Genomic DNA, 25,027 nt, shown 5'->3' with positions numbered 1-25,027 from the left:
GAATGGCATGAACACTAAGCCTGTTTTTGAGCTCCATCCCGGCTTGGATCACCTTGATTCGTTGGAAAAGAACACATTAAATAACTATTCACAAGGAATAGATGAGCTTGTTAACTACGGCACACATGTGCTGAGCTGGGGACTTGATGCCACTGATGGGGGAGATGAGATAATTCCCCAGCTGATGATCTTCCGCAACATTTTGGAAAACCTCGATGCCATTTCGGTACTGGTCCGGGCCGGTTCGATTGATCCCTGCAAAAGCCTGCTCCGTGTGGTGCTCGAATCGGTACTGAACCTGGAATTTATGTTCCAGGGAGAGATAGAGCGAAACGGGCTGGCCTTTCTGATTTGCAATTACCACAGTGAAAACAAGCTCACCGAGAAGCTTACGCCCGGAAAAGAGCAGTTTAAACAGCTTCGCCGCAAACTCCGGGCAGACCGGTCACTACCCGATGACATGCTGCCACCGACCATTGCCGGCCTACCTGCACACAGGGAAAACCTAAAAAACCTCATTGCCCATCCCCTGTATGAAAAAGTCGAGGCCGAATACCAGCGCACCATAGCTTCTGGTATACGAAATCCTGCTTGGTATCAGTTATTTGGTGGTCCGCCGACCATCGAACAGCTTGCCGAAAAACTCAGTCATCAGGGTTTTTATGAAGTGCTCTACCGGGGCTGGTCGGGATCCATCCATGGTGAAGATATTCTCAAGGGAAAATTCGGCATGGAGGACGGACACTTCACCATTTCCCAGATCCGTTTGCTCACCGACACCAAAACCGTTACCCAATTTGCCTGTTCACTTGGTCTGATTGCCTATAGGGCATATATCAGCCATCGCATGCCACATCGTGAAATCGATGTGGCTGAATGGTACCTTGCCTTTAGCCCGTTTTACCAAAGCCTGCTATAAATGCATACGGAATGCGGTGAGTTAAAGCTTGCGTTTACGCAAAAAATAACGGCCGGTCACAAAAATGATCAGTGCCAAAAGTACCAAAAGCGCAATCCAAGTATTACTCTGTTGCGCATCCATTGAAGGGTTCGGATTGCCGTACAGCTTGGCTACCAGCGCACTGAAATCGCCCATCACCGAAACTAGGCTGGTAAAGGCGATAATAGCCAGGAGTATATTCAGGAGCCTATCGCTTTCTTCCCTGAAGATCTTTGAGCTGTTCTCGATTTTTTCCATAAGCGCTATGGATTCCCCATGGATCCCCAAAGCTTCCTTGATGTTGGCAAAGATCAGATTGGGAAGAAAGTTATAGGAGATCATTTCCATATTGTATAGGTTTAAAAAACGGGCAAGCTCAGTTCTGGTAACCGAGAGTTTTCCCTTAGTGGTCACCTGAGAGTTTACTTTGAATAGATAGAATTTGCAGTACAGGTTAAATTTATAGATCTTCAGATAAGTATCCCGCCAAACGATTTCCCCCTGCAGCAGGTAATTGCTAGCCAGCAGTATGAAACTATCGTGCAGACAGAGCGCCGACCAATTGTCAAATACACTGATCTTATCGCCGATGATCGAATCAAAGTATAACTGGCTCGGACGGAAGTCACCGGCGGTACTCGCCGATAGGTATGGAGCTGAAGTACCCAGCTCAAAAAGCGCATGGTCAGGTTCATAACCCGCGGGAAAATTTGCCAAATCCGCCGTGATCCAGGTTTTAAGTTTGGAACCGTTATAATACACGGAACCCTGCTGCTCGGATATGGAAATAAAATCCCCATTGCTGTTTAATACGAGCATTTTTTTTTCAATAAATTCCGAAATGCTCATCGTCTGCCCGCCGGCGATGATTTTGCTGTCAAACTCCCTCGCAAATTTGACCAAGCGGGAGAGTTCATCTACATTCAGTGGCACCTCAGCCCCCTGCGCATCCACGATCCTGATCTCAAAGCTGTAAATGCCAGTCCTGAACTGTTCGTTATAGAAAGTGATCGAAACCTTTTGAACATTAAAAACAGGAGAAGGCATGGCCTGACCGTTCTGCTTGTAATCCGCAAACGTGCAGCTTCGAAAAGCCACGCTTGCAACAGAAATCAGTTCCATGTACTCTTTGTCCGGGCAGTCGTTGAGGATGAAGGGCCGGAACGCCGAATAATATTGCCTGGAAATGATGCTCCGCACCCTTTGATCGGTAATGACCGCCTTTTGGTACATCGGCTGCTTCTTCAGCATTTCGCGCTGGATGGGACTGAAGTTGAACATTCCACAGAACTGAATGGAATAGGCCTGGAGCTGGGGCGCTGAATTTGTCATGCCTAAAATTAAGATTTATTCCCCATCATTCCCTTTTTGAGGCCGGACTTTTATCGAAAAAATCCGCCAGAAAGTCAAGCGACTCCCCAGGCAGGGGCACCGGGTTGAAGCATTTTTTGCAGTAGAACGCATGCTCAAGAAAATAATCGATAAAATCCTTTTTGGTATAGCGGTTCCTATGGCCGCATATCGGGCAGGTGGACTTCAGGTTCGAAAAAAGGAAGCGGTAGGCCATTTTGGACTCTACGCCACCGGGATGGTCCATGAGCATGATCTAGGCCAGAAACCGTTTGAGCTCTTTTTCGAACCTCAGGCTCCGGTCATATGGGATGACACCGAAAACGATACCATCGATCACGGCCGTGGTGTAGATCATCAGCTGCGGCATCGAAAAATAATAATGTTCTTGCAGGTCCTCTACCTCTTCCGGCGTTACAAAAATGAAATTCATTTCCTGATGTGGCGTTCTATAATTTTTATTGGAAGTCACGATATGGATCGCCTTGTCCGAAAGAGCACTCAGCCCCCACTGAATGGAGCGGTCATAACGGATGTCATAGATGAAGTCTGCGTGCAGGGTCAGAAGTTTGATCTTTGCAGATACCTTTTTGATGATCTCCCGTCTGTCCAGCGTTGGAGCACTCAGATCATAGGCGCTGGAATCTCCATGATGGAAAACCGCTGAAAAAACTCTTCCTGGTTTACCAGGATCTGCTCAAGCAGGCAAAGCTGATCCTTAGAGGGTTTGCGGATCAGGGAATAGGCGACGCTCATCTTTCCCTTCTGGGCAATGATGATTGATTCGTAAATGAAATTCACCATATCCGAGAGCATCGACATCACTAGGTGCTTGGTCACCACCAGCTCCAGTTCCGCCTTGCGCTCAAACTGCTGCAGAATATCCAGGGGGTGGCTATCTCTCGTTCAAAGATAGACCTGAGTTCGGGATCGCCGTTAAAATTGATGTCGGTATTGGCCATTTTTTCGTACTCGGGCGCATCGAGAATTTCAGTGATCTGGTCATATAGGTAGGCGCAGATGTTGTTGGCTAAATGGAACCTGGATGAAAGTACGGTTTTGGTTCCTTTTTCAATGACGATCATAAAAGCGATAATGTCTAATTGGTTATTTTTTGCTTATCTTGGAGCTATTAAGATATCAACCTTAACGGAGAATACCGCGGGAAACAAACATAATATTTTTGAATGGCTTGGGCCACCTAGTCACCGAATTTGAAAGGCTCGTACTGACCCTAAAAGTCTCCATTTACACCATAATGATGCTGGAAGGGCTCAAAGAAGTCAGATATGGCCATGTGCTGCTCGCCGATCAGACTGGATACCCGATCTTGCAGACGCTTAGGAGCCTCCTCAGTATCCGGTATGGTGGCAGGGATTTGGAGTTTGACCATGTGGACAGGCTGTTTGCCCTTACCTCTGAGCTCATCGGCCAGCGCAATTTCATGATCCATGGCAGCTGGTTTACCGATCGCGCTAAAAGCCATCCCATAACCGCGGAAATACTTAAGTACAAGACCTTTAAAAGATGCGTGGATGGGGAAGATAAAGCACTTTCCACTGTCCAGATGCAGGTCCTGATCGAAAAAATCCGCAGGCGGAATCCGTTTTCACGACTCTTAACCTTTGCATTCATGAACCCGAACGTAACCTGAGGGAAAAGCTGCCGTCCCAAAGAATTGAACAATTAAAAATACAGTCCCTATCCCAATGAAGAAAACAGACCCACGTGCGATCATTGACAGCTACAACAACCTGCTTTTTGATATTTATCAGCGCGAAGAGCTGAAGACTTTGGGCGATAATCATTATACTTACAAAGGTATTTCCGTTATTGCCTTGTCCAATCCGGCCATATTAAGGACCGTGTAGGTTGTCTACACAAAAGTTTCAAGCAGGTGTTCACCGAGATGAAGATGGCTCTCTCTGATAAAAACTACTTTTATGCCGAAACCGAACTGTTCTCCCTTACCGCGGAGATCAAGTACCGGATCGCTTTATCTTTACCATCCCTATATTCTGCAGCTGAAATACAGTTACCGCTACCACAATGGAAAAAAACACTTCGTCTATGATCAGACGCCTGGAAGATGCAAGGTTTAAACGCGAAATTCCCATCGCTTTTGAAAGTATCTACAAGTATTGACAGCGCATCTCGGATTATCTCTCCAGCTTTTTTCCCGAGGTCATTCTCAAGTTGTCCGGAAGAACTTACTTTCACCATCTCTTTGAACATATCTGCTCAAAATATCCATACCTGATGAATTCTGAAAACCTAAAGTGGCTGGTTGATTTTCCAGACAAGATTACCCCAAATTCAACGGACGGAGAAAGTTTTTTGTGCACCAAAAAGGTTATGACAATGAATTTTTCGGCAAGTTTCTCGACCGGTCCGGGGATGATGAATCCGTGGTTGTACAAATGGATGAAGAGCTAGACAATCTTTTTGTATATCTCAAGCAACAGCTCGACCATTGCCTGGACGGTTACCTTCACCTGATGTCCTTTTTGAATGAGCTCGACATCCAGCCAAAAAAGGATGGCGGATTTTCTTGTGTACTTCTTCCTGAGTCATTTACTCCCAATTAATGCTGGCCCGAATCTTTTTGTTTAACTTTTGTTCCATTTCACGGGTATTATTCAGAGAGAGTATCCGGTTAATCTCTCCAATGCTATTGAGCACTTCCATAAGCGCCCATCGGTAGCATTTCAGATCCAACAGGGCGTCGGATAGGTGGAACTCATGCGCCTTTGGACTATAGTACTGGTACTGGGAAAAATACTTGAACAGATAAGTAAACATTTCACTGTGGCTAAATCCCCTGGCGGCGATAAACCGGACTTTTTGTTTTTCGGATAGAAAGCCGGCGTAATCAGTCATTTCAAACAATGGTTTTAGCGAAGCCAGACTGGTTGTCCTGATATCCTTGTTTTTCCGATACTCGTTTTTCCCATCATCATAAACTTCGGGATTCTCCCCGCGCATTTCCAGCAGTGTTGCTTCTACATCCGGGCTTTCGGACTGTTTGAAGTGCTGATCATGATAACCATATCCCTGGATCTTTGCCTCTGCACGGATGATCTCCTCGCAGCTCATCAAAAACTCCTTGTGGAGTACATTGAGTTCGTTTTTCAGCGAAATCCGCCTGCCTGAGCCCCTAGTCACTGTACCTAGCAGGTAATACAGGTTGATGACATCATCCATAACCGAGCGGAAAAGCAGATTGATGCTGATTTTCTGGCGGACACCCGTCCTAAGCGCTGGCAATAATGCAGCAACCACATCCAGGTTAAAATAAATCTTAAACAGTAAAAGTAAAAAAGTCATGTAGTCTGCCGGTATTTCCAGGCTGCGGGTACCATCCATGAAATCCGCTAAAAATTCTTTGATGTACTGCTGGTTCCGGATCATCTTATTCGCTTCATTTTCCATCTCCGCCAGCTGCTTAGAGTTAAAATGGTATTCGTTATAGTTCATGTCCGTAGTTATCATTTAAATTTTATAATCCTGCCGCATATCAGGGAGATAATAGGGGATTGTATGTCCCTTTCTCACCCGGTGCTTTTCCTCCTCATGGATGGCCAGCGAGAGATAAATCAGTGCAGCCCTGGCCAGTTTCAGCTGTTTGAGCGTTTTCTGTTCAAACTCCTCCCGGCCTATTGCAAAAGTAAAGCCGTCCTCTATCTCGCCCCAGTTGCCATACTGCTTGATCTTAAAGGAACGGTGCTCGATGTGGTTACGGATGTCGGCAAGTTCCTTGGCCTCAGGTTCCAGAAGCTCCTGGTTGCTCCCTTTGTCAAAAAGATCCCTGCTCAGCCAGTACAAAGCTTTAAGCGCCAGGTTCGAACTTCCTGAAAATTGTGGCCTAATGGTTTCGCCCTTACGGTCTGCATGCCAGAGTACGCGAAAGCTGATCTGGTTTATAGGGATGCCAATTGCGAGGTAATCATTGAGAAAGTATGCAATTTTATCAAATATAGAATAAATCAGCCGGTAGGCAATCTTCACCTTTTCTAGGTTGAAAGAGTAATCAGCGTAGTCCAGGGTATCCACCAGCTTGATATCCTTGTCGGAATACGAATGGGCAGGCAGCTGCGTGCCCTCGTAAAATAGGAACCTAGCCGTCCCATATTCCTGCTTGAGCTGGTTATAAAGTGAATGATATTTGGGCCTGGAATCCAGCGAGACAGTTATTGATGGCAGGTGCAGGCAATCATGGGAAGCCAGTTCAAGAGCGCCCAGATCGTTCAGCGGATTCAGGTAAAGGCCATTGGCGATACCCCATTCCCGATATTCCTTTATCTTTCGCTGCTTACCAAGTGCAAAGGAAAAATCCATCTTCCTGGTCAAGAACTCCTCCGGCCAGTTTTTCTCGATCGCCCTAAGCAAACTCCTAAATTCTCCTGCCGCAGAGGGATGGATAAATTTTCTAAGCGAATACCCATCTTTTAGCCATTGGTAGGCCTGGTGGACAAAAATATCCCTGTGGGTATCCAGATGCTGTGCTGAAGCATAACGGTACAAACCCATGCCCATATTTCCCATAGCCATCGGGAAATATGGAATGATTTCCAAAGCCTTGCGCCAGTATTGGATGGCCTCTATAAACTGACCCACATGAGAAAAGTGATTGCCCAGATTGGTGTACGCCTGACATTGAAGTTCTGCTTGTGTGTTCTGAAAACCCGGAAAGGCAATGCAACGCCGCAGGTGAAACAATCCTCTGGTCATCTCCATCCGACCGAGTGTCAAATCCGCATCTAGGTGCACTTGCTGAAAGCCCTGCAAGGAAAACCAGCCATTGGAGAGAAAATAATGCAGGGTAATCAGCTCCTGCTGAGTGCAATTTGCCTCATTGATCTTTTCAGCCAGCGCAATACCCCTGGTGATATAAGAAGGATCACCATTATCTAAGGCATAATCAAAGTATTGGCCAATAAGGGCAATACTTTCAGTAATGCTGATGGGATTTCCGTCATCCACGGACATGATTCCTTTATTCTTTTTTTTCATTTATGAGCTGTTTTTCCGGATTGATCTTTCTGAAAAGACTCTTGTCCAAATGTTTATCATTCACCTGCGCAAAAAGGATGTCCATTGCCATTGCGTCAGGCATTCCGCTAGGGTTTTTGTGGGCATAAATACCTGCCTTTTGCGTGACCTGCAGATCTTCAAAGTATTTGAGCCTCAACCGCACTTTTTCGCAGACCTGGTCATATTCATAAACGATATGCGTCAGGTTCCGGGTGTTGAACTCGGAAATGATATAGCGGTGTACCACCTTATTGCGTTCTGAATACAGTGAAAAAAGACTGTCCCGAAGCTCACTACTGATAATTTCCAGATCTGCCGCCATGCTGTAAATTTGCTTTTCGAATATCGGTCGGTCTCCTTTTTCCTGTCTGAGCAGCCCGACTTCAATCCGTTCGGTCTGGTCCCTTAGCTGTTTATGTAGCACAATGCTCATCCTTAAGTAGGCATCGATCTGGTTTGCGATAATGATCACCAGTTCGATCAGCGCCATGTTTTCAAATGCCCTGCTGCGCAGATCAAAGGATGCGGCCAGTGAGGCGATAAATTTATCATAAATGTCAAGCTCCATGGTAACTACACGTGCCACGCCGGTCAAAAACTGCAGGGTGGAAAGTGCATGAGTCACTTGGCCAAGCTCTGCGGCGACCTCAGCGGTCTGTGCCCGCTCAGCATCATAAATAAACTTGGCCATGAAATAATGGCCTTCCACGTTCGCAAACCAAAGATGGATGTTAAATTCCTCATCATACGTACGCGCCTGCTCGAATTGAAGGTGATCGGTATTGGTCTGTTGATCGGGTATCCTGTTGTTCCATTTGGCCGGCTTGGGATAACAACTGATCTGGAAAGCGCTTTTGGATTCCTGATAGTGCTGAAAACAATATGGCGACTTTTCCTCCATTCCGCCGGCTACATTGATATACTGCCATTCGACTGGTATGCTTAAGGAGAAAATTCCCCTGGGGGCTGTAAAATTTTTCATGGCTGGCATATTATAGATTAAAAAGGTAAACTATCAGTGGAGTGTCTCGTCATATGTTTGATTTATCAAAAATAATATGATTTTGTAGATTTGAAGAAAGCGTGGTTAAGGCAGCTGTCTCGTTGGTAGTTGGATACCGCACAAGACGTTCCGCCACGCGCTTTCTTCCATCTTAAAACTGGATAGTTCGATGGATCTTTGAATCCGCATTTACGACGATAGTTCTAAAGATGTTACTTTAATTCTAAATCTAAGTTATGAAATGTATTGGAATTGACGTAAGCAAACTCAGTTTTACAGTTGCTTATCCCACAGAAAACAGTTATCGTTTGGAGGTTTTTCAAAACGATAGTAAAGGTATTAAAAAGTTCATTACCTCGCCTGGTTCTGACGCTTACTATTGTATCCTTGAAGCCACAGGCACTTACATTAATCTTTTAGTTTATATGCTCCAAGAGGCACAAATAGCCCGTCTCTATGGTTAATCCTAAACAGATCAATCATTTTTCGAAAATGATGCTAAATGTTACAAAAACAGATAACCTGGATGCTAAGTTAATTGCCCTTTATGGAGAAAAAATGAGGCCTCCTATTTATAAATTACCGAGTTTAACAATACAAAAACTACGTCAAAAGCCTATGTTATTTCGACAGTTCAAAAAGCAGTTATGCATGCTCCTAAATGTTCAGGAATCATTTTTAGCCTTGCCAAAAGTTGATGATAAAGTAAATAAAACACTAAATCTTGATAAGAAGAAATAAAAGGCAATCACTATAAGAGTGAGATAGAATATGAATCCTAATGTGTGCTCACGAATAGATCCAAGATTTGAGAAAACATAGCCTATTACAAATACTATAATTAAATAAATTGTGATTGAATACGAAAGTTTAACTTCATTATCGATAAGATAGAGGATTATTACATAAACGGGTCAGCTGTTTTTTAGTCTCATCTTGTATTGATTCTACCGTAATCATGTTAGGCGAGTTGACGCTTAATATTTCATAATACGTCATTATAGGCCCAAATCTATTTAAATTTTTGGCAGCAATACCTAATGTTTTTCCTGCGACCTTATTAAATTTTCCAAAAAAGCTTAGCTCTCTTATATATGTGCTACTCTGCAAATATTTATCTGGTCTGTTATTGAACTTATTCAGTTAGGATATCCATTCAGTTGTGATCAAAGCTTTCCTTCCTAATCCAGATGCGGCGATACCAAAGCCTTTGTATATATACGGGCTTGCCTCATCTATAATGTAATTTAATGCCCCTTTCACTAGTTTTAAAAGAATAGAAGGTTTTTTTGTGGATGGGTTTATCAGAAAAACTGTAACTGTAATTAATTGTGTAAATGGATAATGGGTTGGTTAGTTTTATAAATTATTTAAAATCTACAGTTCGTTTTTATGAGATGATTTAATTTTTAAATAGAAACAAAATTTATACAAGCACGTTTATAATCATTATGGCAGATGTACATTCTAAAGAAATCCGCTCATATAATATGAGTAAAATACGTAGCAAGGACACCAAACCTGAGCTATATGTACGTAAGTTCCTTCATAGTCAAGGCTTTAGATATAGATTGCATGTTAAAGATTTACCTGGTAAACCTGATATCGTTCTGCCAAAATATAAAACAGTAATATTTATCAATGGATGTTTCTGGCATGGCCATGAAGGATGTCGGTATTATGTAATACCTAAAACGCGGACTGAATGGTGGTTGAACAAAATTAATAGAAATATTAAAAATGATGCTGAATCTATTCTGCTATTGAAAGAATCTGGATGGAACATTATTGTAATTTGGGAATGCGAACTAAAAAAGAATACTGTTGATTTTGTATTTAGCTCATTAATAGCAACATTAAGAAGTCATTAAATAAATATTCCTGAGAATCAAAATCAAAACGTATATTTGCTAATAATATTAGTATGTTGTTGGCTCGATTCTTCTTTCAATAACTACCCATACCTCAATACTGTCCCATGTTGAAAGATTTTAATAGACACTTATCATTTAATTTTGTTAGTTTGTTGCACAAATGCTTGGATTAAGAATGGAAGAGAAAATAGTTATTAAGAGTAAAAATAAGAAAATTGTAAAACCTACATATCCTGATGATCAGGATTTGGCCCTTTTAACCCATTATCATTCTACAAATGAGCCAATTTACGGTGAAGCTGTTTCTGTAGCAGAAAAATTTGTTAATTCAGTGCACGAACCGGGAGTAGAGAACTTATATAATGCAGTACAAACAAAGATGTTCGATAATACGAATGTGCCGTTCCCTGGTCCTGAGAAAGGAAAAGAGTTATTCACATTTATAGATTTATTTGCAGGGATTGGTGGTTTTAGGATGGCACTTCAAAATCTTGGAGGACAATGTGTTTTTACTTCTGAATGGGATAAATATTCGAGGCAAACATATTTTGCAAATTATGGCGAATATCCATTTGGTGATATTACTAAGGATCATGTAAAGCAATATATACCGCAGAAATTTGATGTTATTTGTGGAGGTTTTCCTTGTCAGCCCTTTTCAATTGCGGGGGTTTCAAAAAAAATAAGCCTTGGAAGACTACATGGTTTCGCAGACGAAAAACAAGGGAATTTATTTTTTCACATTGCTGACATTATAGAAAAGCACAGGCCAAAGGCATTTTTTCTTGAAAACGTTAAAAATCTTGTATCACATGATAAAAAACAAACTTTTAAAGTTATTAAAGAAACTTTAGAAGCTCTAAACTACTCCTTTGATCATAAAGTTATTGATGGTAAGCATTTTGTTCCTCAGCATAGAGAAAGAACTTTAATGGTTGGTTTCGATAAAAGTGTTTATGGCGATGATGTGAAATTTGACTTTAGTAAAGTCGAAATCCCTACAGAACCTCAAATGTTAAAGACCATTCTACAGTCTGATGTCGATCCAAAGTATACCTTAAGTGATAAGTTATGGAATTACCTTCAAGAATATGCAAAGAAGCATAAAGAAAAAGGTAATGGATTTGGATTCGGATTAGCCAATCCTGAAAGTATTAGTCGTACTATAAGTGCCCGATATTATAAAGATGGAGCAGAAATTTTAATTGCCCAGTCGGGTAAAAACCCTAGAAGATTAATTCCTCATGAAGCAGCTGCATTACAAGGCTATCCTATTTATCCGATAAACACCAATGACAAAACTAAAAGTTTGAAAATTACGGTTTCAGACAATCAGGCTTATAGGCAATTTGGCAATTCAGTAGTAATGCCATTAATTCAGGCTATTGGAAAGCAACTTACTAAGCAGTTATAAGTATGACTCTTGATAGACTTAAAAGCATTTTTTCTGATAATGGTTGTAAAAAGATCTATGTTAAAAATTTAGCACCCAATGACAATTCCAAAAACCAGGTATATTTTGCTGGAAGCTTTGAATTTCTAAATATTCTACCAGTAATTAATATAATTGCTGAAGATGCAGGAGAGTGGAAGAAGGAACGTTTTAAGGCATCACTAGATTTTTCATGGATATTGGACGATGGGGAGTTGGATTTAGCACCAAATTCCCAATTAATTTTATACCCCAAATATCCTGAGGTAAGATTTTCTGGATTTTTAAAAGGATGCCGAAACGCGCCAAGCGAACTTATGAAGCAAAGGCTACCCGATAGGTTGTTTTTCTTTTCGGTGACGGATGAGAATCGTGTTATCGGTTATGTTACTGCACCAGATTCCCAACTTGCAAATGAAGTTAATTCATTAAAATCACCTCTCGTTTATGGGGTCTTTAGAGTACTGGAATTGACAGATGAAAATAGTAACAGAATAAAACTACTTAGAGAATTATTAAGAATCAATCAATTAGGTTGGATACGATCTAAGAGATTAGATCGGTTTGGAAATATTTTGCCATGTGAGGCGTCTAATTGTGGTGGGTATACTCTTGAAGCCGAATTAGGGATTACACCCAATGGCTATTCAGAACCAGATTATCTGGGGTGGGAGATTAAGCAGTTTGGAGTTGCAAATTTTACAAGAATAAGTAGTGCTATTATCACTCTTATGACCCCTGAACCAACAAATGGCTTATACAAACTCGATGGAGCGGAAAAATTTTTAAGAACATATGGATATGACGATAAAGCTGGACGTATCGATAGGATAAATTTTGGTGGAATCCATAAAGTAGGGGTATTACATCCGTTAACTAATTTGACATTGGTAATTGATGGTTTTGATATTGAGTCAGGGAAAATAAGAAATGCCACAGGTAAGATTGCTTTAATAGATTCTAATGGAAATGATACTGCCTCATGGGACTTTTCTTCAATGCTATTGCATTGGAATAGAAAACATAATCAAGCGTGTTATATTCCCTCAATTTCTGATGTGACCAATTTGAAATCTTATAAATATGGTGAACATGCAATTCTTGGAAGGGGAACCGATTTTCATCTTTTTTTAGCACAAATGGCTATGGGTAATATTTATTATGATCCAGGTATTAAAATGGAAAATGCTTCTACTAATCCAAAAATAAAAAAGAGAAGTCAGTTCAGGATAAAATCACAATACCTTCCGCACTTGTATAGAGAGAATGAAATAGTTCACTTGGTCGATGATCTAAATATTTTCGGAAATTAACTCGTAAATAAAGGGCGATAGACCACTAAATCATTAGCTACCTGCATCGTTATTTATTTTTAGATGATGAATTTATATGATCCTTATTATGATCTTTAATATAGTGGATCAAATTATTTTTATCGCATTCAGATAGGCTGTCAATTCTTTTTCCAGCATCTGGAAAATCTTTAATATACATCCCATTGTGTTTGGTCTTAAAAATATAATCTCTTAGTTTTACACTATCCATTGCAGATAACTCTGTAAATAGAGGGATATTCTTCCGCATTCTAGGCCCGTTGTCCCAGACTATGTGGCAGTTGGTACAGCTTAAATTGGCTATTAATCTGCGGCCTCCAGTAAGATCAAGGTTACATGTATCTTTTACTGCCTTAATAACTTGCGGTATTCTATTTTCATTATTAACCGAACCCGTACATGCGAATAGGACACACATTCCCAGGCTACCTAAACTTAGCCTTATTGAAGATAAAACCATTTGAAGAGCTATTTAAAAAAGTACGTAATCTATTAACTGTATTTAGCCCGGGGTTAGTATAACGGCCACGTGCCACATTACTTATATCACTCATAATATAACGATTTACATCAATCAATTCCTGATTTGAAACAGATGATCCAGTATTTCCTCCTAAATGATACATCAACTTTTGTTTTTGGCTATTATCCTCTATATCGCCCAAACTTAATGTGTGAAAAAATTCATGCACGGCTAGATATGGATATTTAGCCCAGTCGTTATAACTAACAATAGCAGGGCCTCCTGCTCCATTAGTTAACCCGCTAACTTTGCGTGATTTGCCATATTTATCAGTAAATGAAGATCGAATATCGTCAACTACGGCGAGGACAAAATCATTTCCAGATAGTTGGCTTAACATCGTTATTTGAGTCAATTTAACAATATAATTGAAGTTGTACCTAATAGTGTACGTACAGGGCTTATTCGTGAACTTTTTACGATTCGAATCATATTTGTAAAAGCCAAAACCACCAACAAATATATTTCCTTTTAATTTATTGGCTATGGTCTGTTGTGTGAAATTCATGAAACTGTTTAGTGTATAAACCCCGGTAGAGGTGAGGTCTAAAACTTTGATGGTAATCGTTATGTCACCTGACAGTGTAAGCTGACCATTTCCGTTATCAAATATAGTCATGTTATTACTTGTTATTCCTCCTGACAACGGCCGTTGCTGAGCATTTGAGATCTCGACTTTTAGTTGCTCTAAGTTCATGGTATTTGCGTCAATTAGTATAGTTGTTCGCATATACCGTACCAATTATGGAAAGTTTTATAGGAACTTAATTCTATTCTTGAATTTTCATAATTACCTCTAAGATAAAATATTAATTCTTATTATCTTGATTTCCGATCATATGAGGCGATGCGTGACTGATTTGTGATAAAAGTATATGGTTAAGGTTCGGTGTTCCGGAGGGTATCAAATCGCAAAGGTATACCCAGTCGCGCCTCCATTCTCCCCAGGCCAAATGCCAAGAGCGGATTAATTTTGTATATCGTTGTCCTTCTTGCAGTACAACTAGAGGGCATGATTAATCGGGTTAAGTTCACAAGATGACAATGTCTATTTCTGTAGCTTACGTAGTGGGGCTTCCCTTTATCAACCTAAAATTAATTTTGATGGCGACTATCTTGCTGATTCACAAAAAAATGTTAATTTTATTGATACATGTACTGTAATACGGATATAGAGGGGACTTAGCGGCGTCAGGGCTCGCTAATCATATTGTTAGCAGAAGTAATAAATATAATATGATTGAAGAAATTTCAGTGTACCTTAAGGGTAATATTACACCATTAATAGCAATTCTAGCACTAATTACCTCTATTTTAATTTACAGATTGAATAGAAAGAAATTTAAGTTAGATAAAATTGATTTCGATAATAGAAAATCTAAATTTTCGATATATCTGGAAGATAGTTATAAATTTAATTATAAAAATGTAAACGAAAAATTATTATTGTTTAATATTAGAATCACAAATTTTTCAAACACAAAAAATTCAATACTTCCCAAACTCAGAATAGTATATTTTTATAACGGTAATCAAACTACTGAAATTATTATCGAACATTCACCTTCTCTATTTCATGAAAATTACCATAGTAATTTAGGTAAATTTCCCTTGGAAATTCGAATTGACGAAAAAGAAATAAAATCAGGATGGGTGATTTTTAATTTTCCTCAAATTTTAGTCGCAAAAAGAATAGATTTTTATGAATTGATAATTGAAGATGGACAAGGAAATACTTCAAAAGTAACTTCAAATTTAATAAAAGAAATACTATATGAACATTGATAGGCGTAAATTACCAATTTATACAATTCAAGAAAATGGATTAATATCAGATCCTAAATGGGCGGATGGAAGATTAATTCCATATGTAGTTTTGAATAATTATCAAAATGGTGAAGAACTTAAAGATTTTTTGAAAGCACATAATACTAGTATAAATCAAGGCGATGTAACTACACAATGGGCATCTCCATTATTACAATATTTCAAACCTAAGAATTGGCTACTTCTTGTGAAATTCGCGAAACCAAGAGAATTTGAGTTTTATATTGAATTCTCATTAGAGAAAAACCCTGCATTAATAGATGCAATTTTTCAATCAAGAGGACTGAACATTTTATACGGATTTCCTGGAGATAAAATATCTAATAGAGCAGATCAATATATAGTTTTAATGGAGGTTCCTAATTTGAATCAAGATGAAAGATGGAATAAAATTTTAAGAGAAATTCTTAAAACAAAATTCAAGAAACAGAATATGCCTAAAAAACAAATTTCCATCGAAGTTGAAAAGCAAATAAGGAAAATGAGGGAATTATTACATTTTAGAAAATAAACACAAATACATTTCTGCTAATATCTATTTGGTAAAATGCGTGAAAAAGCAAAGGGGATGTAAAATAAAATGTGTCAGCTAGTTAATTATTAATTTAGAGACACATTTTATTTTACATCCTCTTTTGTTATTAAGTGCATTATGTAAACTTGGAGAAAATATCCATGCATATTTCTAATACTTGAAAGTCTCCAGTTCCACCATTAATAGAGGGTATAAAGCCTTTTGATAGTCAATATAAACAACAACTTGTTTCCAGACCTAAAAATGTTAAAATGGTTCACAAATGTTGACGTGATACGGATTACTCATGAATAGAAGCTGAAATCATTCTAAGTTGTCACGAAGGTATAGGAGCAAAAATTCCTGAGTTACTATTGATATCTTTAGTAAATGGTCTTCAATTGAGGAAAAAGCTAATTTAATTGGATTGAAGGAAGGTTTTCTTCCTTTTATTAATGAGACATATTGTATGTTTTCATAAAATCCAATATTTTAATTCGTCTCTCTCTGATAGTAACAAGTGAAATTCTTCAAACAAATTTGCAAAGTCATATTTATCGAGGTTAATTATGTAAATAATATGGGTTAAAATATTAGTTTTACAAAAAAAATAATTAAATTTTAAAGATATTAGTTTTAGATCTTATATCCTTAAAAAGAAAGCTTGCAAATATCAATTTTTATGCCCTCAATTCAACAAGAACTGACTGTCTTAGGCTCGAAAACGTTTAACCTGAAAGAACTCTTTACAAACAATTATTTTATTATTCCTGACTACCAGCGAGGTTATTCTTGGGAAACTGAACATCTTGAAGATCTAACTAAGGATATACTTAATATTACAAAGATAGATGGCAAGCACTATACAGGGACTATCGTTGCAGCAATTAATGAATCTACGTCAAATACATACGAGCTTGTTGATGGACAACAACGCCTTACCACTTTGATAATTTTCTTAAATGAAATATATCATTATGACCCTGATTTATTCAAAGATATTTACCCCATTTTTATTTCACGAGGAACGAAAGGCAATGAGCGGAACGTATTGACGCCTAATATAGAAACAAGGAAATGTTTCCAATATGCGATTATCCAACACCAGGATTTTAATGCTGAAACTAAATCCCATGAATCAATAATTAATGCATCAAAATATTTCAAGGAATTTTTGAGAAAAGATGATGTTGATCCAAGTGTAATCTACAATACGATTTTGACAAAGCTTAATTTCCTATTCTTTACTCCTGAACAAAATCGGGAAATCGGGATTATGTTTGAAGTAATAAATAACCGCGGTAAACAGCTCTCGGAACTTGAAAAAATTAAAAACTTTTTTATTTACTATGCCACAGTTCATAGTAGAGAGAGGTTAAGAAAAGAAATAAACCTGAGATGGTCCGATATACAAATCAGTCTCAGTAAGGCACATCGAACAAGTAATGATGATGAAAATGCATTTTTAAGATATTGTTTTATTGTTTTCTTTAAAACCAGTAAAGATAAGAGTTGGTATGTTTATGATGAATGTAAGGAGCTTTTCAACGTAAAAGATTGTAATGAAGATTATATCGATAATGCTGTTGACAGAATGCGTGATTTTGTGGAATTTGTTGCGCTTTCAGCAAAGCATTATTCTTGGTTTTTTAATGGAGACCAATTTGATATTGTATATAATGGAGAAATTAAAACTGAATTAACCCGTTGTTTAACTTACCTCCGTTCTCAGCCAACTTATGCTTCGATTATGCCTTTGTATCTGTCAATCATGTCCAGGTTGGATATTCCACATCAGGTCGTTAGATTATTGAATCTTTTAGAAGTTGTTAATATGAGACTTTATGTTTTACCAGATATTTTCAGGAGAGCTGATAGTAAACAAGCTGATATGTTTGAGTTTGCATGGGAATTCTTCAATGATCGAAATTGGAATTCTGAGAATGATCCTGCAATAACTTATTATAATCAGGTTGCAATAAAAGGTGATGTCTTTGAATGGCTTTTTGAAAATCTTGTACAGATTACCGATGCTTTCTGTCCAGAAAACCGGTTTATAGATAATTTAGAGTTAGATTATGGAGAAAGCTTCAACTATTATCGTTGGATTGGAATTAGGTATTTTCTTTCATGTTACGAGGAACATATTCGCTCACAGAAAGCTAAACGTTCTTTTGAATGGAAAAGATTACTGACAGGAAAGAAGAATATAGGGCACAACAAGAATGACCAATTATCTATTGAACATATTTGGGCTTCAAAAAATATGGAAGTAGAGTTTCCATCTGATTTTCATACTAAAAGGAGGTTAGGAAACTTTGTTCTTTGTGGGCTTAGTAGCAATATCAGCTTAAGCAACAAGAATATTCCAGGTAAGATTGCTCAGTTGGAGGAGCTGAATGGTGCGGGAGAGGGTGCTTTGGATATGATTCAGGTTGCAGAACTGAGTAAAATTTTCAGGTTGGTTGATAATGAAATGACGCAAAGACGTAAGACGAAAAATTATTGGAGAGAAATGGCTGATAAGATTTGTGAACAACGGGAAGAGGTATTTAAAAAGTTTGCTTTAGAGCGTTGGAAACTTCCAAATGAAAAAACAACTGTAATTAATGTTTAGGCAGACAGGCCAAAATATCAATGTCCGTACCTTCAATTTTTATAAACCCTTTAATCGTTGTACGAAGTCATCACTTCCAAAATGGGTAAAAGCCATTTATTTTATTGCAAGCAAAATAGTATTAACTGGGAAACAACAGTAACACTCACCGTAAACTAAAAAACTGATAATTAATTATCAGTTTTTTAGTTTACGGTTACAAAGTCGGACTATAATCTTGGCCTATTGTATTTCGTATTGAAAGAGGGGCTAGGTATGGCCCGGATTTTTTCGACTTTTCAGCGGTCTGGTTTTTCGGGGGAGGTCACCTTTTATACAGTCCGTTTTTAGGAGGGGTTACACGTGGAGCTGACATTAAAATTCTATCATACAGCTAGCTACATATTGATTGGTTAATGTGATAACCTAATATCAATCAGGTTTATTAGGATTCCATAACCTCCAGTTTCTCTGATCATTTCTATAGCTGAGTGGCCAAGGGCTATTAGAAATTTTGTCCCAATTATCGATTATTTCGAAATCATATTGTTTATTTTCATGATCAAGCATCATTGCATATTGAACAAGACTTGCTGATAGATTCCCTGGACCAGTTGTGGATTGTATATCGGCAATAGGATTTTTAGATTCCAATAATATTTTTGTAGCTCTGGATAATGCGAGATTTAGTAGTGGGTGCCCAGAAGGTGCAATTATTGGATTATTGTTTACATAAAATATCCAATGTTCAGATGATTCTTGATTATCCAGAAAACATCTAGAAGTAACCATCTCGTCATTTAACATATTATAACAAAGTGGGTTTAGACGAAGTTTGGCGCCAACTAAAAGTGGCTCAATATCAGCTCCTAAATAATTTTCATCTGCATCTAGATAAAATCCACCATATTTGTAGAGGTAACAAAGCCTGAAATAATCACACCTCATAGCTGGATGATGACACATATTATAAGCTTGAAGATGATTGTCGTCAAATTCAGTTCTTATAAAGCACTCAGCAGAAAAATCATCGAAGCATAGCCTCTTGAAACCATGTTCATCCAGATAGCTCCAACTATCGATGCACTCCTTTACATCACTTGGTATTTTTTCGGAGTTATCCCAGAACTGTATTAATACCCTTGGAATAATTTTGAAAGGGGTTTCCATTAGATTTGAATTTTTATCTTGTACAAGTCTTTGTATAAACTGGGATCTTAACTTGTGGTCGTTAACATGAACATCAATATTTTCTTGAGTTGTCATATAATTAGGGATTTAGTTGTAAAGTTACTACATTCAGACTTTAGTTAAATTCTTTGCGAAACATTCAATTAATGAATATCAACCTTGACACTCAATTTCTAAGAAGAGCCAAATTTTTCTTCAAAAAAATTAAACGAAAAGTAATTCTCAGTACAAAACATAATGCGTTTGGTCACAAATTTGATTCAAAAGGAAAATTAATTGATGCAATTTATATTATTAATCTTCAACGTCAACCAGACAGATTAGAACGAATTACCGATGAGTTAAAAAGAGAGAAAGTTACTGATAATATTACTTTGCAAGAATTTTGCCGTAAAATTGAAGCTGTCGATGGAAAGGTTCTTGATACAACCAATTTTTCTTCTGAACAGGTTGATGCGAAATTTAACTTGAGGGATCAATATGCCGTGGATCCCGATCCTCGGCTTCTTGATATTATAAGAGACAAAGAAATTTGGGTTACAATGACTAAGGAGGAGATAGCAGTATCCCTGTCACATATCTCTTGCTGGCGAAAAATAATAGAAGAAAAACAGCCCTTTTGTCTAATTTTAGAGGACGATATATTTTTTGAAAGTTTCTTCGCTAGAAAAATGAATGCGCTCTGGAAAGAATTACCAGTAGATAGCAGTGGCTTACCCGACTTTGATTTACTTTATCTATCCTATCGTGAAGTAGACTGGGGGGCCGAAAAACAAAGTTTTACGAAACATTTAAATCGGCCAGTAAAAGGGTTGTGGTGGTTGTCAGGATATGTGCTTTCCTATAAAGGAGCAAAAAAACTCATAGAAGCTCTGCCGGTGATTGGTCCGGTGGATCTTTGGATGAACTTACAGTTTAGAAATCTGGATGTTTACTCATCGGCTCCTTCCCTTATTTTTCAACGAAATGATTTACAATCAGGTAATAACTATTCGATTCTACCTGTTTTATCACAAATTGGAATTCAATCTGACAAGACACATCTTGAATTGCAACAACGAAAAGGTAGAAATCCTGTCTTCCTCCTGTCTGAAAATGTTGGTCAAGCCAGCCTTATGACCACGGCCCTTAGCATTTTGGGCTACCGATGCAGTTGGGATTATAATGGAAATCAAACGGATACAATTAATCGGTTACTTAAAAATAATGAACCATTATTATTTGATGCATACATCGGTATCACGATTTCTACAGACTTCAGCCTATTAGCATCAATGTATCCCACAGCATTGTTTATTTGGATAGGAAAAACTGAGGATCATTTCCTTTCTGAGTCAAAAAAAATAGTGAGTGAATATTTTATAGGCGTGAATGACGTCCTTGTATATGATAGGAACAAACATCTGTCATTAAATGATGATACTAAATCCTGGAAAAAGTTATGCAAATTTCTTAAATGCAAAATACCTCCATTTCCCTTTCCGATCTTAGAATCTGTTCCAGATTACAAATTCGGCAAAAATCTAAAATCAGATAGAGACATTAGAGACTTTTCTTATTTACAGCATGATGTAACACCTTGGATAATACCCGTTGAAAGACTTTCTGCTTTCGGAGTAAACACGGAGCTTTACTTCCAGAGAAATCCAATTGATAGTTTTGAACCCGTACTTGTGGAGACATTTCAGCAGGTTGATAAACGTTATTGGAGGTTTCTTGAAGAATCTTTTCCTTCAAATTTAGCGGAGTTTACCGCTGGTAATTTTAAAATTAATCCATTGGGTGGTTTTGATCTTGTACTTGAAAATCGACCACTAAAGTCCCGTCTGTTTTCTTCAGCCTCAATAGCAAGTCAGTCCCGCTACCAATATGGACGATTTGAGGTGACTATGAAACCTGTTAAAATGGATGGAGTTATAACCGCGTTCTTTTTACACAGAAACGATCCATGGCAGGAGTTGGACATAGAATTCATCGGTAATGATACAACTAAGGTACTTCTTAATGTATACTTTAATCCTGGAAGCAATGGGTACGGTTGGAATTTTGGAGTAAGAGGCACGCCTGTAACTGTAGACCTTGGTTTTGATGCTTCAGAAGAATTCCACACTTATTCAATTGAATGGGAACCAAATGGGATAAGATGGTTTGTTGATGGAAAGCTAATTCATTCGCGTGCAAATTGGCAACCTTCACCAATTCCTAATCAACCTATGACGCTTTTTGTAAATCTTTGGCCTTCACAATCCGAAGAACTTGCTGGTGCTTTTATTGGTCAAAATCTTCCTGTCACCGCCCACATTTTATCTGTTTCGATCTATTCATTGTCTTAATTCATTACCTGTTTTTTTTTGCTTGAGAAAGCTGCCTTTCACTTTAAAGCTCTCTTATCAAGGGCATCTACAGCCCAGAATTGATTCAGATGTTTGTAACCCCTCCTAAAAATCGAACTGTAAAAGATGCGAAAATTCGCAACTTTTGACCTCTCCCCAATTTTCAGACACCGTAAATTCGAGAATCAGGGCTTTTGATTTATTTAGGTACTTAAAGTATTCAGAAGAGGTTAAAATCTTCACCAGTAATTTCATTTATGTTTCTATATCTCTCAGTCAATCCTGTTATTTGTGCAAAGAGATTGTGATAATTAAGGATTTCCATTTAAGTATTAGTGAGTGACAATTGATTTAGAATCTTGACTTGTTTCTCTAATTTATACGGATCTAATAGATGCATATTCTTCGTTGATATATTTAAGCCCCATTCATCAAGACTTTTGAGACCCTTTTCCTGATATTTTCTATCGCAAAATAATTCATCTGGCCGTAGCCATGCACTGGAAGGAATTAAATATGATTCTGGATATTGATCTTCTTTTAAGATAACTAAAGCCAAATATAGGTTTGCCCTGCTCATTTCATGTTCGGCCCAACTCTTTTTAGTTACAAAGACGTAACTTGATTTTTTTAATCTTATAGTCTTGACTTGAATATCTATGTGTTTAGAATTATCTAAGCGTACTACAAAATCTATTGCTTTATTGTCTACATCGGAATAATAGGTGTCGAAACCTTGCATAGTAAGCATTAGTTTAATCCAGTATTCACCGATTCTACCAACTTGTAGATGATGTAGATTGTTATATTTCAAATCCATGAGAAGTTAATTAAACGTAATATTTTAATAGTAAATAGGAGAGCGTAAGAGATATTTTCTGATTATTTGAAGTTCTTCCTTGTCGGAGGATACTTAGGGATTTCAAAGTCAAAATCAAGAACTTTTGATGGATGGACTTCTAAAGCCTTGCAGATAGCTAGAAATCCGCTAACTGACATATTATTACTGCCTCTGACAATTCTGTATACTTGGCTGTAACTGAAGCCTGTTCTGTCTTGAATATCTTCTAATGTGATCTTCTTGTCATTAGAAATCTTCCATAATTTATCTCTAATAATGTTTAAAAAATCTATGTCAATATATTGCTCAGCCATACAGACAAATGGACTTTAATTAATTAAATATTATTATTCCAAATTTGGAATAATTCTACTAATAGTGTATATTTGATGTGTTGCGATAAAACAGCTAACAACTAATATATGGTCAAATAATATTAATTAATAAATACGAGCCTCGCGAAAGGAATCTGGTAAATTTTAATCGTGCGAGTGTAAGTTGAGCGCCAAAATCCTATATTTGCAAACCCTATTACGAGGTGGGGCTGGCGCTCGCTTATTTTTGCACGATAGCTGTTTCGCAAGAAATAGTGAAGCCGAAGTTTTAAGCAATTAAAATGGAGGTGGGCCTACCAGAGCCTCTTTTGCAATTAGTCAGCGAGTGGTCAGCCCCGTCTCATTAGGCAGATTCTCTAACTATTCGGCTCATTTAAATTTTAACCAATTAAAAATGAGTATGAAAAAGCCAAATAATCCCATTCCTACTAAAGAGCAAGAATCAATTGATTCTGTCAATGCTAAACACACTTACAACCGAGTATGTGTATTTCATGAAACCATTCTGCACATCCTTGGAAACAGTGATCTCTCGGGCCTAAAAGCAACTGAATTAAAGAGTATTGAACACTTTGCTTTTACCATAGTTCGCTTGCTTGATTCGCTGAAAATGTCAGAAAGTGTAAAAAAACAATACCAGGCACAGATGACTAATAACATTGCTAAAATCCAAAAACTAACTCCAAAAAAAGGAAATGATTTTCAGGCAACAAAGAGCCTTTATGCTCTGCTAAATTGGATAAACTTCACAAATTATCGAACAAGGCTGACTATTGAAATGATTCTTGATGATTATTACTATCACTTTCCGCTTTCCCAGAGTAGTGTACCTATCCAAGGCCATTTCATCCAGCAAACGGCATCTCAATAATTCTCTTCAAACCAATTTACCCATGATACCAGCTTAAACAATTCACAGGTATCATAAACTCAACATAACAACATGAAAAAAACGATCTCAATAATCGCCATGGCCACGCTTTGCCTATTTTTCAGCGCACCATCCCAAGCTCAATCTATAACACCTGCATTTAAACCCGTTAAAATACGAGGTAGAATCCCTGATGTAACCTTGACAAACGTCTACAATTATGAAACTACGAAAACCAATCTTTCTGATTTTAAAGCTAAACTGATCATTCTTGATTTCTGGACAACCTCGTGTACATCTTGTCTGGCTAATTTTCCAAAAACAGAAGAGCTGCAAAAGAAATATGGAGGAGAGGTTCAGTTTATTAAAGTGACCAATCAGCCCAAATCAGAAATATTACCTTTTCTGGAAGAACTCCACGAAACACAGCCATCAGCTATTCCAGTAGTTACCGATGATTCAGCATTGCACCAATTATTTCCTCATATCCATCTGCCGCATTATGTATGGCTGGATCAAACTGGTAAAGTCGTAGCAACAACAACCGCCGAACAAGTCACCGCAGAAAATGTCGATTACTTTTTAAGCAATGATAATATTGGAAATATGCGCGTGAAAGTGGATATGAATAATTCTAAATCATTGACCAGCTTACTAAAAAAACAATAAAATGAAGGATTACATTAGAATATTAAATTATCAGCCTCATACAGTTTCCAAGGAATTTATTGCTGACCCGAACAGAGGTCTTAATACCTTTTTCAGTTTTCATCCATTAACAGAGGTTAGACAGAAGCTTCACTTGTTACTTCGGGCATGGTTACGCCAGGTTAATGTATATGCGGAACCTTCTGATATTTCGGCCATGTTACTTTTCCAGGAGCAGCTTATTGAATTCATGGAAGTCTCTTATGTAAAAGGGGTGAAGGATGGTTATTTGCCAAAACCAGTGAACCATCCAAAAAATTAAATCTACAAAGCGGGCGGCCTAATGAACGGAGGTTTTGGTAGTGCCGCCTTGCTTTGTTT

General features: G+C 38.0%; 26 protein-coding genes. 15 read left to right on the top strand and 11 right to left on the bottom strand.

The features are described 5' to 3' along the window. Positions 1 to 7: 7 nt before the first annotated feature. Positions 8 to 919 carry a DUF5677 domain-containing protein gene (locus AY601_RS09965; RefSeq protein WP_068400030.1) on the top strand — a complete coding sequence of 304 codons (912 nt, stop codon included), beginning with the start codon at positions 8 to 10 and terminating at the stop codon, positions 917 to 919. Between the two features lie 21 nt (positions 920 to 940). On the opposite strand, the gene AY601_RS09960 is transcribed toward AY601_RS09965, so the two are convergent. The 3 genes from AY601_RS09960 to AY601_RS09940 all read right to left on the bottom strand — a co-directional run bounded on the left by AY601_RS09960 (position 941) and on the right by AY601_RS09940 (position 3,776). Continuing rightward, on the bottom strand, positions 941 to 2,272 hold the full coding sequence (locus AY601_RS09960) for a hypothetical protein (RefSeq protein ID WP_157287830.1): 1,332 nt from the start codon (positions 2,270 to 2,272) through the stop codon (positions 941 to 943). Between the two features lie 642 nt (positions 2,273 to 2,914). Continuing rightward, a complete protein-coding gene (locus AY601_RS25630; protein ID WP_157287828.1) occupies positions 2,915 to 3,112 on the bottom strand; it encodes a hypothetical protein in 198 nt (65 codons plus the stop codon). A gap of 412 nt (positions 3,113 to 3,524) precedes the next feature. After that, on the bottom strand, positions 3,525 to 3,776 hold the full coding sequence (locus tag AY601_RS09940) for a hypothetical protein (protein WP_068400007.1): 252 nt from the start codon (positions 3,774 to 3,776) through the stop codon (positions 3,525 to 3,527). Between the two features lie 223 nt (positions 3,777 to 3,999). On the opposite strand from AY601_RS09940, the gene AY601_RS25625 reads away from it, so the two are divergent. Then, a complete protein-coding gene (locus AY601_RS25625) occupies positions 4,000 to 4,161 on the top strand; it encodes a hypothetical protein (RefSeq protein ID WP_157287826.1) in 162 nt (53 codons plus the stop codon). A 549-nt stretch (positions 4,162 to 4,710) separates the two neighbouring features. Next, entirely contained in the window at positions 4,711 to 4,878 is a 168-nt protein-coding gene (locus AY601_RS09930; protein ID WP_157287824.1) for a hypothetical protein, read from the top strand. Here the strand turns inward: AY601_RS09930 and AY601_RS09925 are convergent. The 3 genes from AY601_RS09925 to AY601_RS09915 are packed head-to-tail and all read right to left on the bottom strand — an operon-like array spanning position 4,865 to position 8,306. After that, on the bottom strand, positions 4,865 to 5,767 hold the full coding sequence (locus tag AY601_RS09925; RefSeq protein WP_068399998.1) for a hypothetical protein: 903 nt from the start codon (positions 5,765 to 5,767) through the stop codon (positions 4,865 to 4,867). The genes AY601_RS09930 and AY601_RS09925 overlap by 14 nt on opposite strands. Positions 5,768 to 5,782: 15 nt before the next feature. Further along, positions 5,783 to 7,303, bottom strand: a complete 1,521-nt coding sequence (locus AY601_RS09920; RefSeq protein WP_068399996.1) for an LA2681 family HEPN domain-containing protein — start codon at positions 7,301 to 7,303, stop codon at positions 5,783 to 5,785. Then, on the bottom strand, positions 7,287 to 8,306 hold the full coding sequence (locus tag AY601_RS09915) for a hypothetical protein (RefSeq protein ID WP_157287822.1): 1,020 nt from the start codon (positions 8,304 to 8,306) through the stop codon (positions 7,287 to 7,289). Before AY601_RS09915 ends, AY601_RS09920 begins: the two co-directional genes overlap by 17 nt. A 257-nt stretch (positions 8,307 to 8,563) precedes the next feature. On the opposite strand from AY601_RS09915, the gene AY601_RS09910 reads away from it, so the two are divergent. The 5 genes from AY601_RS09910 (at position 8,564) to AY601_RS09890 (ending at position 12,946) form a co-directional block, all read left to right on the top strand. Next, positions 8,564 to 8,791: a hypothetical protein gene (locus AY601_RS09910; RefSeq protein ID WP_068399990.1), complete on the top strand. Its 228-nt coding sequence runs from the start codon at positions 8,564 to 8,566 to the stop codon at positions 8,789 to 8,791. Next, positions 8,784 to 9,068, top strand: coding sequence for an IS110 family transposase (locus AY601_RS09905; RefSeq protein WP_068399987.1), 285 nt, complete (start codon positions 8,784 to 8,786; stop codon positions 9,066 to 9,068). Before AY601_RS09910 ends, AY601_RS09905 begins: the two co-directional genes overlap by 8 nt. A 710-nt stretch (positions 9,069 to 9,778) precedes the next feature. Beyond that, positions 9,779 to 10,198, top strand: a complete 420-nt coding sequence (locus tag AY601_RS09900; protein WP_068399984.1) for a very short patch repair endonuclease — start codon at positions 9,779 to 9,781, stop codon at positions 10,196 to 10,198. A gap of 178 nt (positions 10,199 to 10,376) precedes the next feature. Next, entirely contained in the window at positions 10,377 to 11,615 is a 1,239-nt protein-coding gene (dcm, locus tag AY601_RS09895) for a DNA (cytosine-5-)-methyltransferase (protein WP_068407389.1), read from the top strand. 2 nt (positions 11,616 to 11,617) lie between these two features. Further along, positions 11,618 to 12,946 carry an MvaI/BcnI family restriction endonuclease gene (locus tag AY601_RS09890; RefSeq protein ID WP_068399981.1) on the top strand — a complete coding sequence of 443 codons (1,329 nt, stop codon included), beginning with the start codon at positions 11,618 to 11,620 and terminating at the stop codon, positions 12,944 to 12,946. A 49-nt stretch (positions 12,947 to 12,995) separates the two neighbouring features. Here AY601_RS09890 and AY601_RS09885 read toward each other — a convergent pair whose 3' ends face one another. Both AY601_RS09885 and AY601_RS09880 read right to left on the bottom strand, forming a co-directional pair. After that, positions 12,996 to 13,427 (bottom strand): hypothetical protein, encoded by a 432-nt coding sequence (locus AY601_RS09885; protein ID WP_157287820.1) that lies wholly within the window; start codon positions 13,425 to 13,427, stop codon positions 12,996 to 12,998. Next, entirely contained in the window at positions 13,393 to 14,187 is a 795-nt protein-coding gene (locus tag AY601_RS09880) for a hypothetical protein (RefSeq protein ID WP_157287818.1), read from the bottom strand. Before AY601_RS09880 ends, AY601_RS09885 begins: the two co-directional genes overlap by 35 nt. Before the next feature lie 539 nt (positions 14,188 to 14,726). Here AY601_RS09880 and AY601_RS09875 point away from each other — a divergent pair. The 3 genes from AY601_RS09875 (at position 14,727) to AY601_RS09865 (ending at position 18,448) form a co-directional block, all read left to right on the top strand. Continuing rightward, a complete protein-coding gene (locus AY601_RS09875; RefSeq protein WP_068399972.1) occupies positions 14,727 to 15,275 on the top strand; it encodes a hypothetical protein in 549 nt (182 codons plus the stop codon). Continuing rightward, positions 15,265 to 15,828, top strand: coding sequence for a hypothetical protein (locus AY601_RS09870; RefSeq protein ID WP_068399969.1), 564 nt, complete (start codon positions 15,265 to 15,267; stop codon positions 15,826 to 15,828). Before AY601_RS09875 ends, AY601_RS09870 begins: the two co-directional genes overlap by 11 nt. 685 nt (positions 15,829 to 16,513) lie before the next feature. Continuing rightward, the gene (locus tag AY601_RS09865) at positions 16,514 to 18,448 is read left to right on the top strand and encodes a DUF262 domain-containing protein (RefSeq protein WP_068399966.1); all 1,935 of its coding nucleotides are present in this window, start codon (positions 16,514 to 16,516) and stop codon (positions 18,446 to 18,448) included. 411 nt (positions 18,449 to 18,859) lie between these two features. Here AY601_RS09865 and AY601_RS09860 read toward each other — a convergent pair whose 3' ends face one another. Next, positions 18,860 to 19,693: a glycosyltransferase family 32 protein gene (locus AY601_RS09860; RefSeq protein WP_068399963.1), complete on the bottom strand. Its 834-nt coding sequence runs from the start codon at positions 19,691 to 19,693 to the stop codon at positions 18,860 to 18,862. A 71-nt stretch (positions 19,694 to 19,764) separates the two neighbouring features. Here AY601_RS09860 and AY601_RS09855 point away from each other — a divergent pair, with 71 nt between their 5' ends. Next, positions 19,765 to 21,951: a family 16 glycosylhydrolase gene (locus AY601_RS09855; protein ID WP_068399960.1), complete on the top strand. Its 2,187-nt coding sequence runs from the start codon at positions 19,765 to 19,767 to the stop codon at positions 21,949 to 21,951. A gap of 325 nt (positions 21,952 to 22,276) precedes the next feature. On the opposite strand, the gene AY601_RS09850 is transcribed toward AY601_RS09855, so the two are convergent. Continuing rightward, positions 22,277 to 22,771 carry a hypothetical protein gene (locus AY601_RS09850; protein ID WP_198163660.1) on the bottom strand — a complete coding sequence of 165 codons (495 nt, stop codon included), beginning with the start codon at positions 22,769 to 22,771 and terminating at the stop codon, positions 22,277 to 22,279. A 62-nt stretch (positions 22,772 to 22,833) separates the two neighbouring features. After that, on the bottom strand, positions 22,834 to 23,106 hold the full coding sequence (locus AY601_RS09845; RefSeq protein WP_068399957.1) for a helix-turn-helix domain-containing protein: 273 nt from the start codon (positions 23,104 to 23,106) through the stop codon (positions 22,834 to 22,836). A 415-nt stretch (positions 23,107 to 23,521) separates the two neighbouring features. On the opposite strand from AY601_RS09845, the gene AY601_RS09840 reads away from it, so the two are divergent. The 3 genes from AY601_RS09840 (at position 23,522) to AY601_RS09830 (ending at position 24,968) form a co-directional block, all read left to right on the top strand. Then, positions 23,522 to 23,998 (top strand): hypothetical protein, encoded by a 477-nt coding sequence (locus AY601_RS09840; RefSeq protein WP_068399954.1) that lies wholly within the window; start codon positions 23,522 to 23,524, stop codon positions 23,996 to 23,998. 72 nt (positions 23,999 to 24,070) lie between these two features. Next, the gene (locus tag AY601_RS09835; protein ID WP_068399952.1) at positions 24,071 to 24,667 is read left to right on the top strand and encodes a TlpA family protein disulfide reductase; all 597 of its coding nucleotides are present in this window, start codon (positions 24,071 to 24,073) and stop codon (positions 24,665 to 24,667) included. 1 nt (position 24,668) lies between these two features. Beyond that, on the top strand, positions 24,669 to 24,968 hold the full coding sequence (locus AY601_RS09830) for a hypothetical protein (protein WP_068399950.1): 300 nt from the start codon (positions 24,669 to 24,671) through the stop codon (positions 24,966 to 24,968). Positions 24,969 to 25,027: the final 59 nt, after the last annotated feature.

The organism is Pedobacter cryoconitis, from assembly GCF_001590605.1.
Classification (GTDB): domain Bacteria; phylum Bacteroidota; class Bacteroidia; order Sphingobacteriales; family Sphingobacteriaceae; genus Pedobacter; species Pedobacter cryoconitis_A.
This window is presented reverse-complemented; position numbering and strand designations above follow the sequence as displayed.

What these genes read in the sequence shown, in the direction of transcription:
- AY601_RS09965 (WP_068400030.1), top strand. Translation starts at nt 8, where the DNA reads ATGAACACTAAGCCTGTTTTTGAGCTCCATCCCGGCTTGGATCACCTT.
- AY601_RS09960 (WP_157287830.1), bottom strand. Translation starts at nt 2,272, where the DNA reads ATGACAAATTCAGCGCCCCAGCTCCAGGCCTATTCCATTCAGTTCTGT.
- AY601_RS25630 (WP_157287828.1), bottom strand. Translation starts at nt 3,112, where the DNA reads ATGTCGATGCTCTCGGATATGGTGAATTTCATTTACGAATCAATCATC.
- AY601_RS09940 (WP_068400007.1), bottom strand. Translation starts at nt 3,776, where the DNA reads ATGGCTTTTAGCGCGATCGGTAAACCAGCTGCCATGGATCATGAAATT.
- AY601_RS25625 (WP_157287826.1), top strand. Translation starts at nt 4,000, where the DNA reads ATGAAGAAAACAGACCCACGTGCGATCATTGACAGCTACAACAACCTG.
- AY601_RS09930 (WP_157287824.1), top strand. Translation starts at nt 4,711, where the DNA reads ATGGATGAAGAGCTAGACAATCTTTTTGTATATCTCAAGCAACAGCTC.
- AY601_RS09925 (WP_068399998.1), bottom strand. Translation starts at nt 5,767, where the DNA reads ATGAACTATAACGAATACCATTTTAACTCTAAGCAGCTGGCGGAGATG.
- AY601_RS09920 (WP_068399996.1), bottom strand. Translation starts at nt 7,303, where the DNA reads ATGAAAAAAAAGAATAAAGGAATCATGTCCGTGGATGACGGAAATCCC.
- AY601_RS09915 (WP_157287822.1), bottom strand. Translation starts at nt 8,306, where the DNA reads ATGAAAAATTTTACAGCCCCCAGGGGAATTTTCTCCTTAAGCATACCA.
- AY601_RS09910 (WP_068399990.1), top strand. Translation starts at nt 8,564, where the DNA reads ATGAAATGTATTGGAATTGACGTAAGCAAACTCAGTTTTACAGTTGCT.
- AY601_RS09905 (WP_068399987.1), top strand. Translation starts at nt 8,784, where the DNA reads ATGGTTAATCCTAAACAGATCAATCATTTTTCGAAAATGATGCTAAAT.
- AY601_RS09900 (WP_068399984.1), top strand. Translation starts at nt 9,779, where the DNA reads ATGGCAGATGTACATTCTAAAGAAATCCGCTCATATAATATGAGTAAA.
- dcm (WP_068407389.1), top strand. Translation starts at nt 10,377, where the DNA reads ATGGAAGAGAAAATAGTTATTAAGAGTAAAAATAAGAAAATTGTAAAA.
- AY601_RS09890 (WP_068399981.1), top strand. Translation starts at nt 11,618, where the DNA reads ATGACTCTTGATAGACTTAAAAGCATTTTTTCTGATAATGGTTGTAAA.
- AY601_RS09885 (WP_157287820.1), bottom strand. Translation starts at nt 13,427, where the DNA reads ATGGTTTTATCTTCAATAAGGCTAAGTTTAGGTAGCCTGGGAATGTGT.
- AY601_RS09880 (WP_157287818.1), bottom strand. Translation starts at nt 14,187, where the DNA reads ATGAACTTAGAGCAACTAAAAGTCGAGATCTCAAATGCTCAGCAACGG.
- AY601_RS09875 (WP_068399972.1), top strand. Translation starts at nt 14,727, where the DNA reads ATGATTGAAGAAATTTCAGTGTACCTTAAGGGTAATATTACACCATTA.
- AY601_RS09870 (WP_068399969.1), top strand. Translation starts at nt 15,265, where the DNA reads ATGAACATTGATAGGCGTAAATTACCAATTTATACAATTCAAGAAAAT.
- AY601_RS09865 (WP_068399966.1), top strand. Translation starts at nt 16,514, where the DNA reads ATGCCCTCAATTCAACAAGAACTGACTGTCTTAGGCTCGAAAACGTTT.
- AY601_RS09860 (WP_068399963.1), bottom strand. Translation starts at nt 19,693, where the DNA reads ATGACAACTCAAGAAAATATTGATGTTCATGTTAACGACCACAAGTTA.
- AY601_RS09855 (WP_068399960.1), top strand. Translation starts at nt 19,765, where the DNA reads ATGAATATCAACCTTGACACTCAATTTCTAAGAAGAGCCAAATTTTTC.
- AY601_RS09850 (WP_198163660.1), bottom strand. Translation starts at nt 22,771, where the DNA reads ATGGATTTGAAATATAACAATCTACATCATCTACAAGTTGGTAGAATC.
- AY601_RS09845 (WP_068399957.1), bottom strand. Translation starts at nt 23,106, where the DNA reads ATGGCTGAGCAATATATTGACATAGATTTTTTAAACATTATTAGAGAT.
- AY601_RS09840 (WP_068399954.1), top strand. Translation starts at nt 23,522, where the DNA reads ATGAGTATGAAAAAGCCAAATAATCCCATTCCTACTAAAGAGCAAGAA.
- AY601_RS09835 (WP_068399952.1), top strand. Translation starts at nt 24,071, where the DNA reads ATGAAAAAAACGATCTCAATAATCGCCATGGCCACGCTTTGCCTATTT.
- AY601_RS09830 (WP_068399950.1), top strand. Translation starts at nt 24,669, where the DNA reads ATGAAGGATTACATTAGAATATTAAATTATCAGCCTCATACAGTTTCC.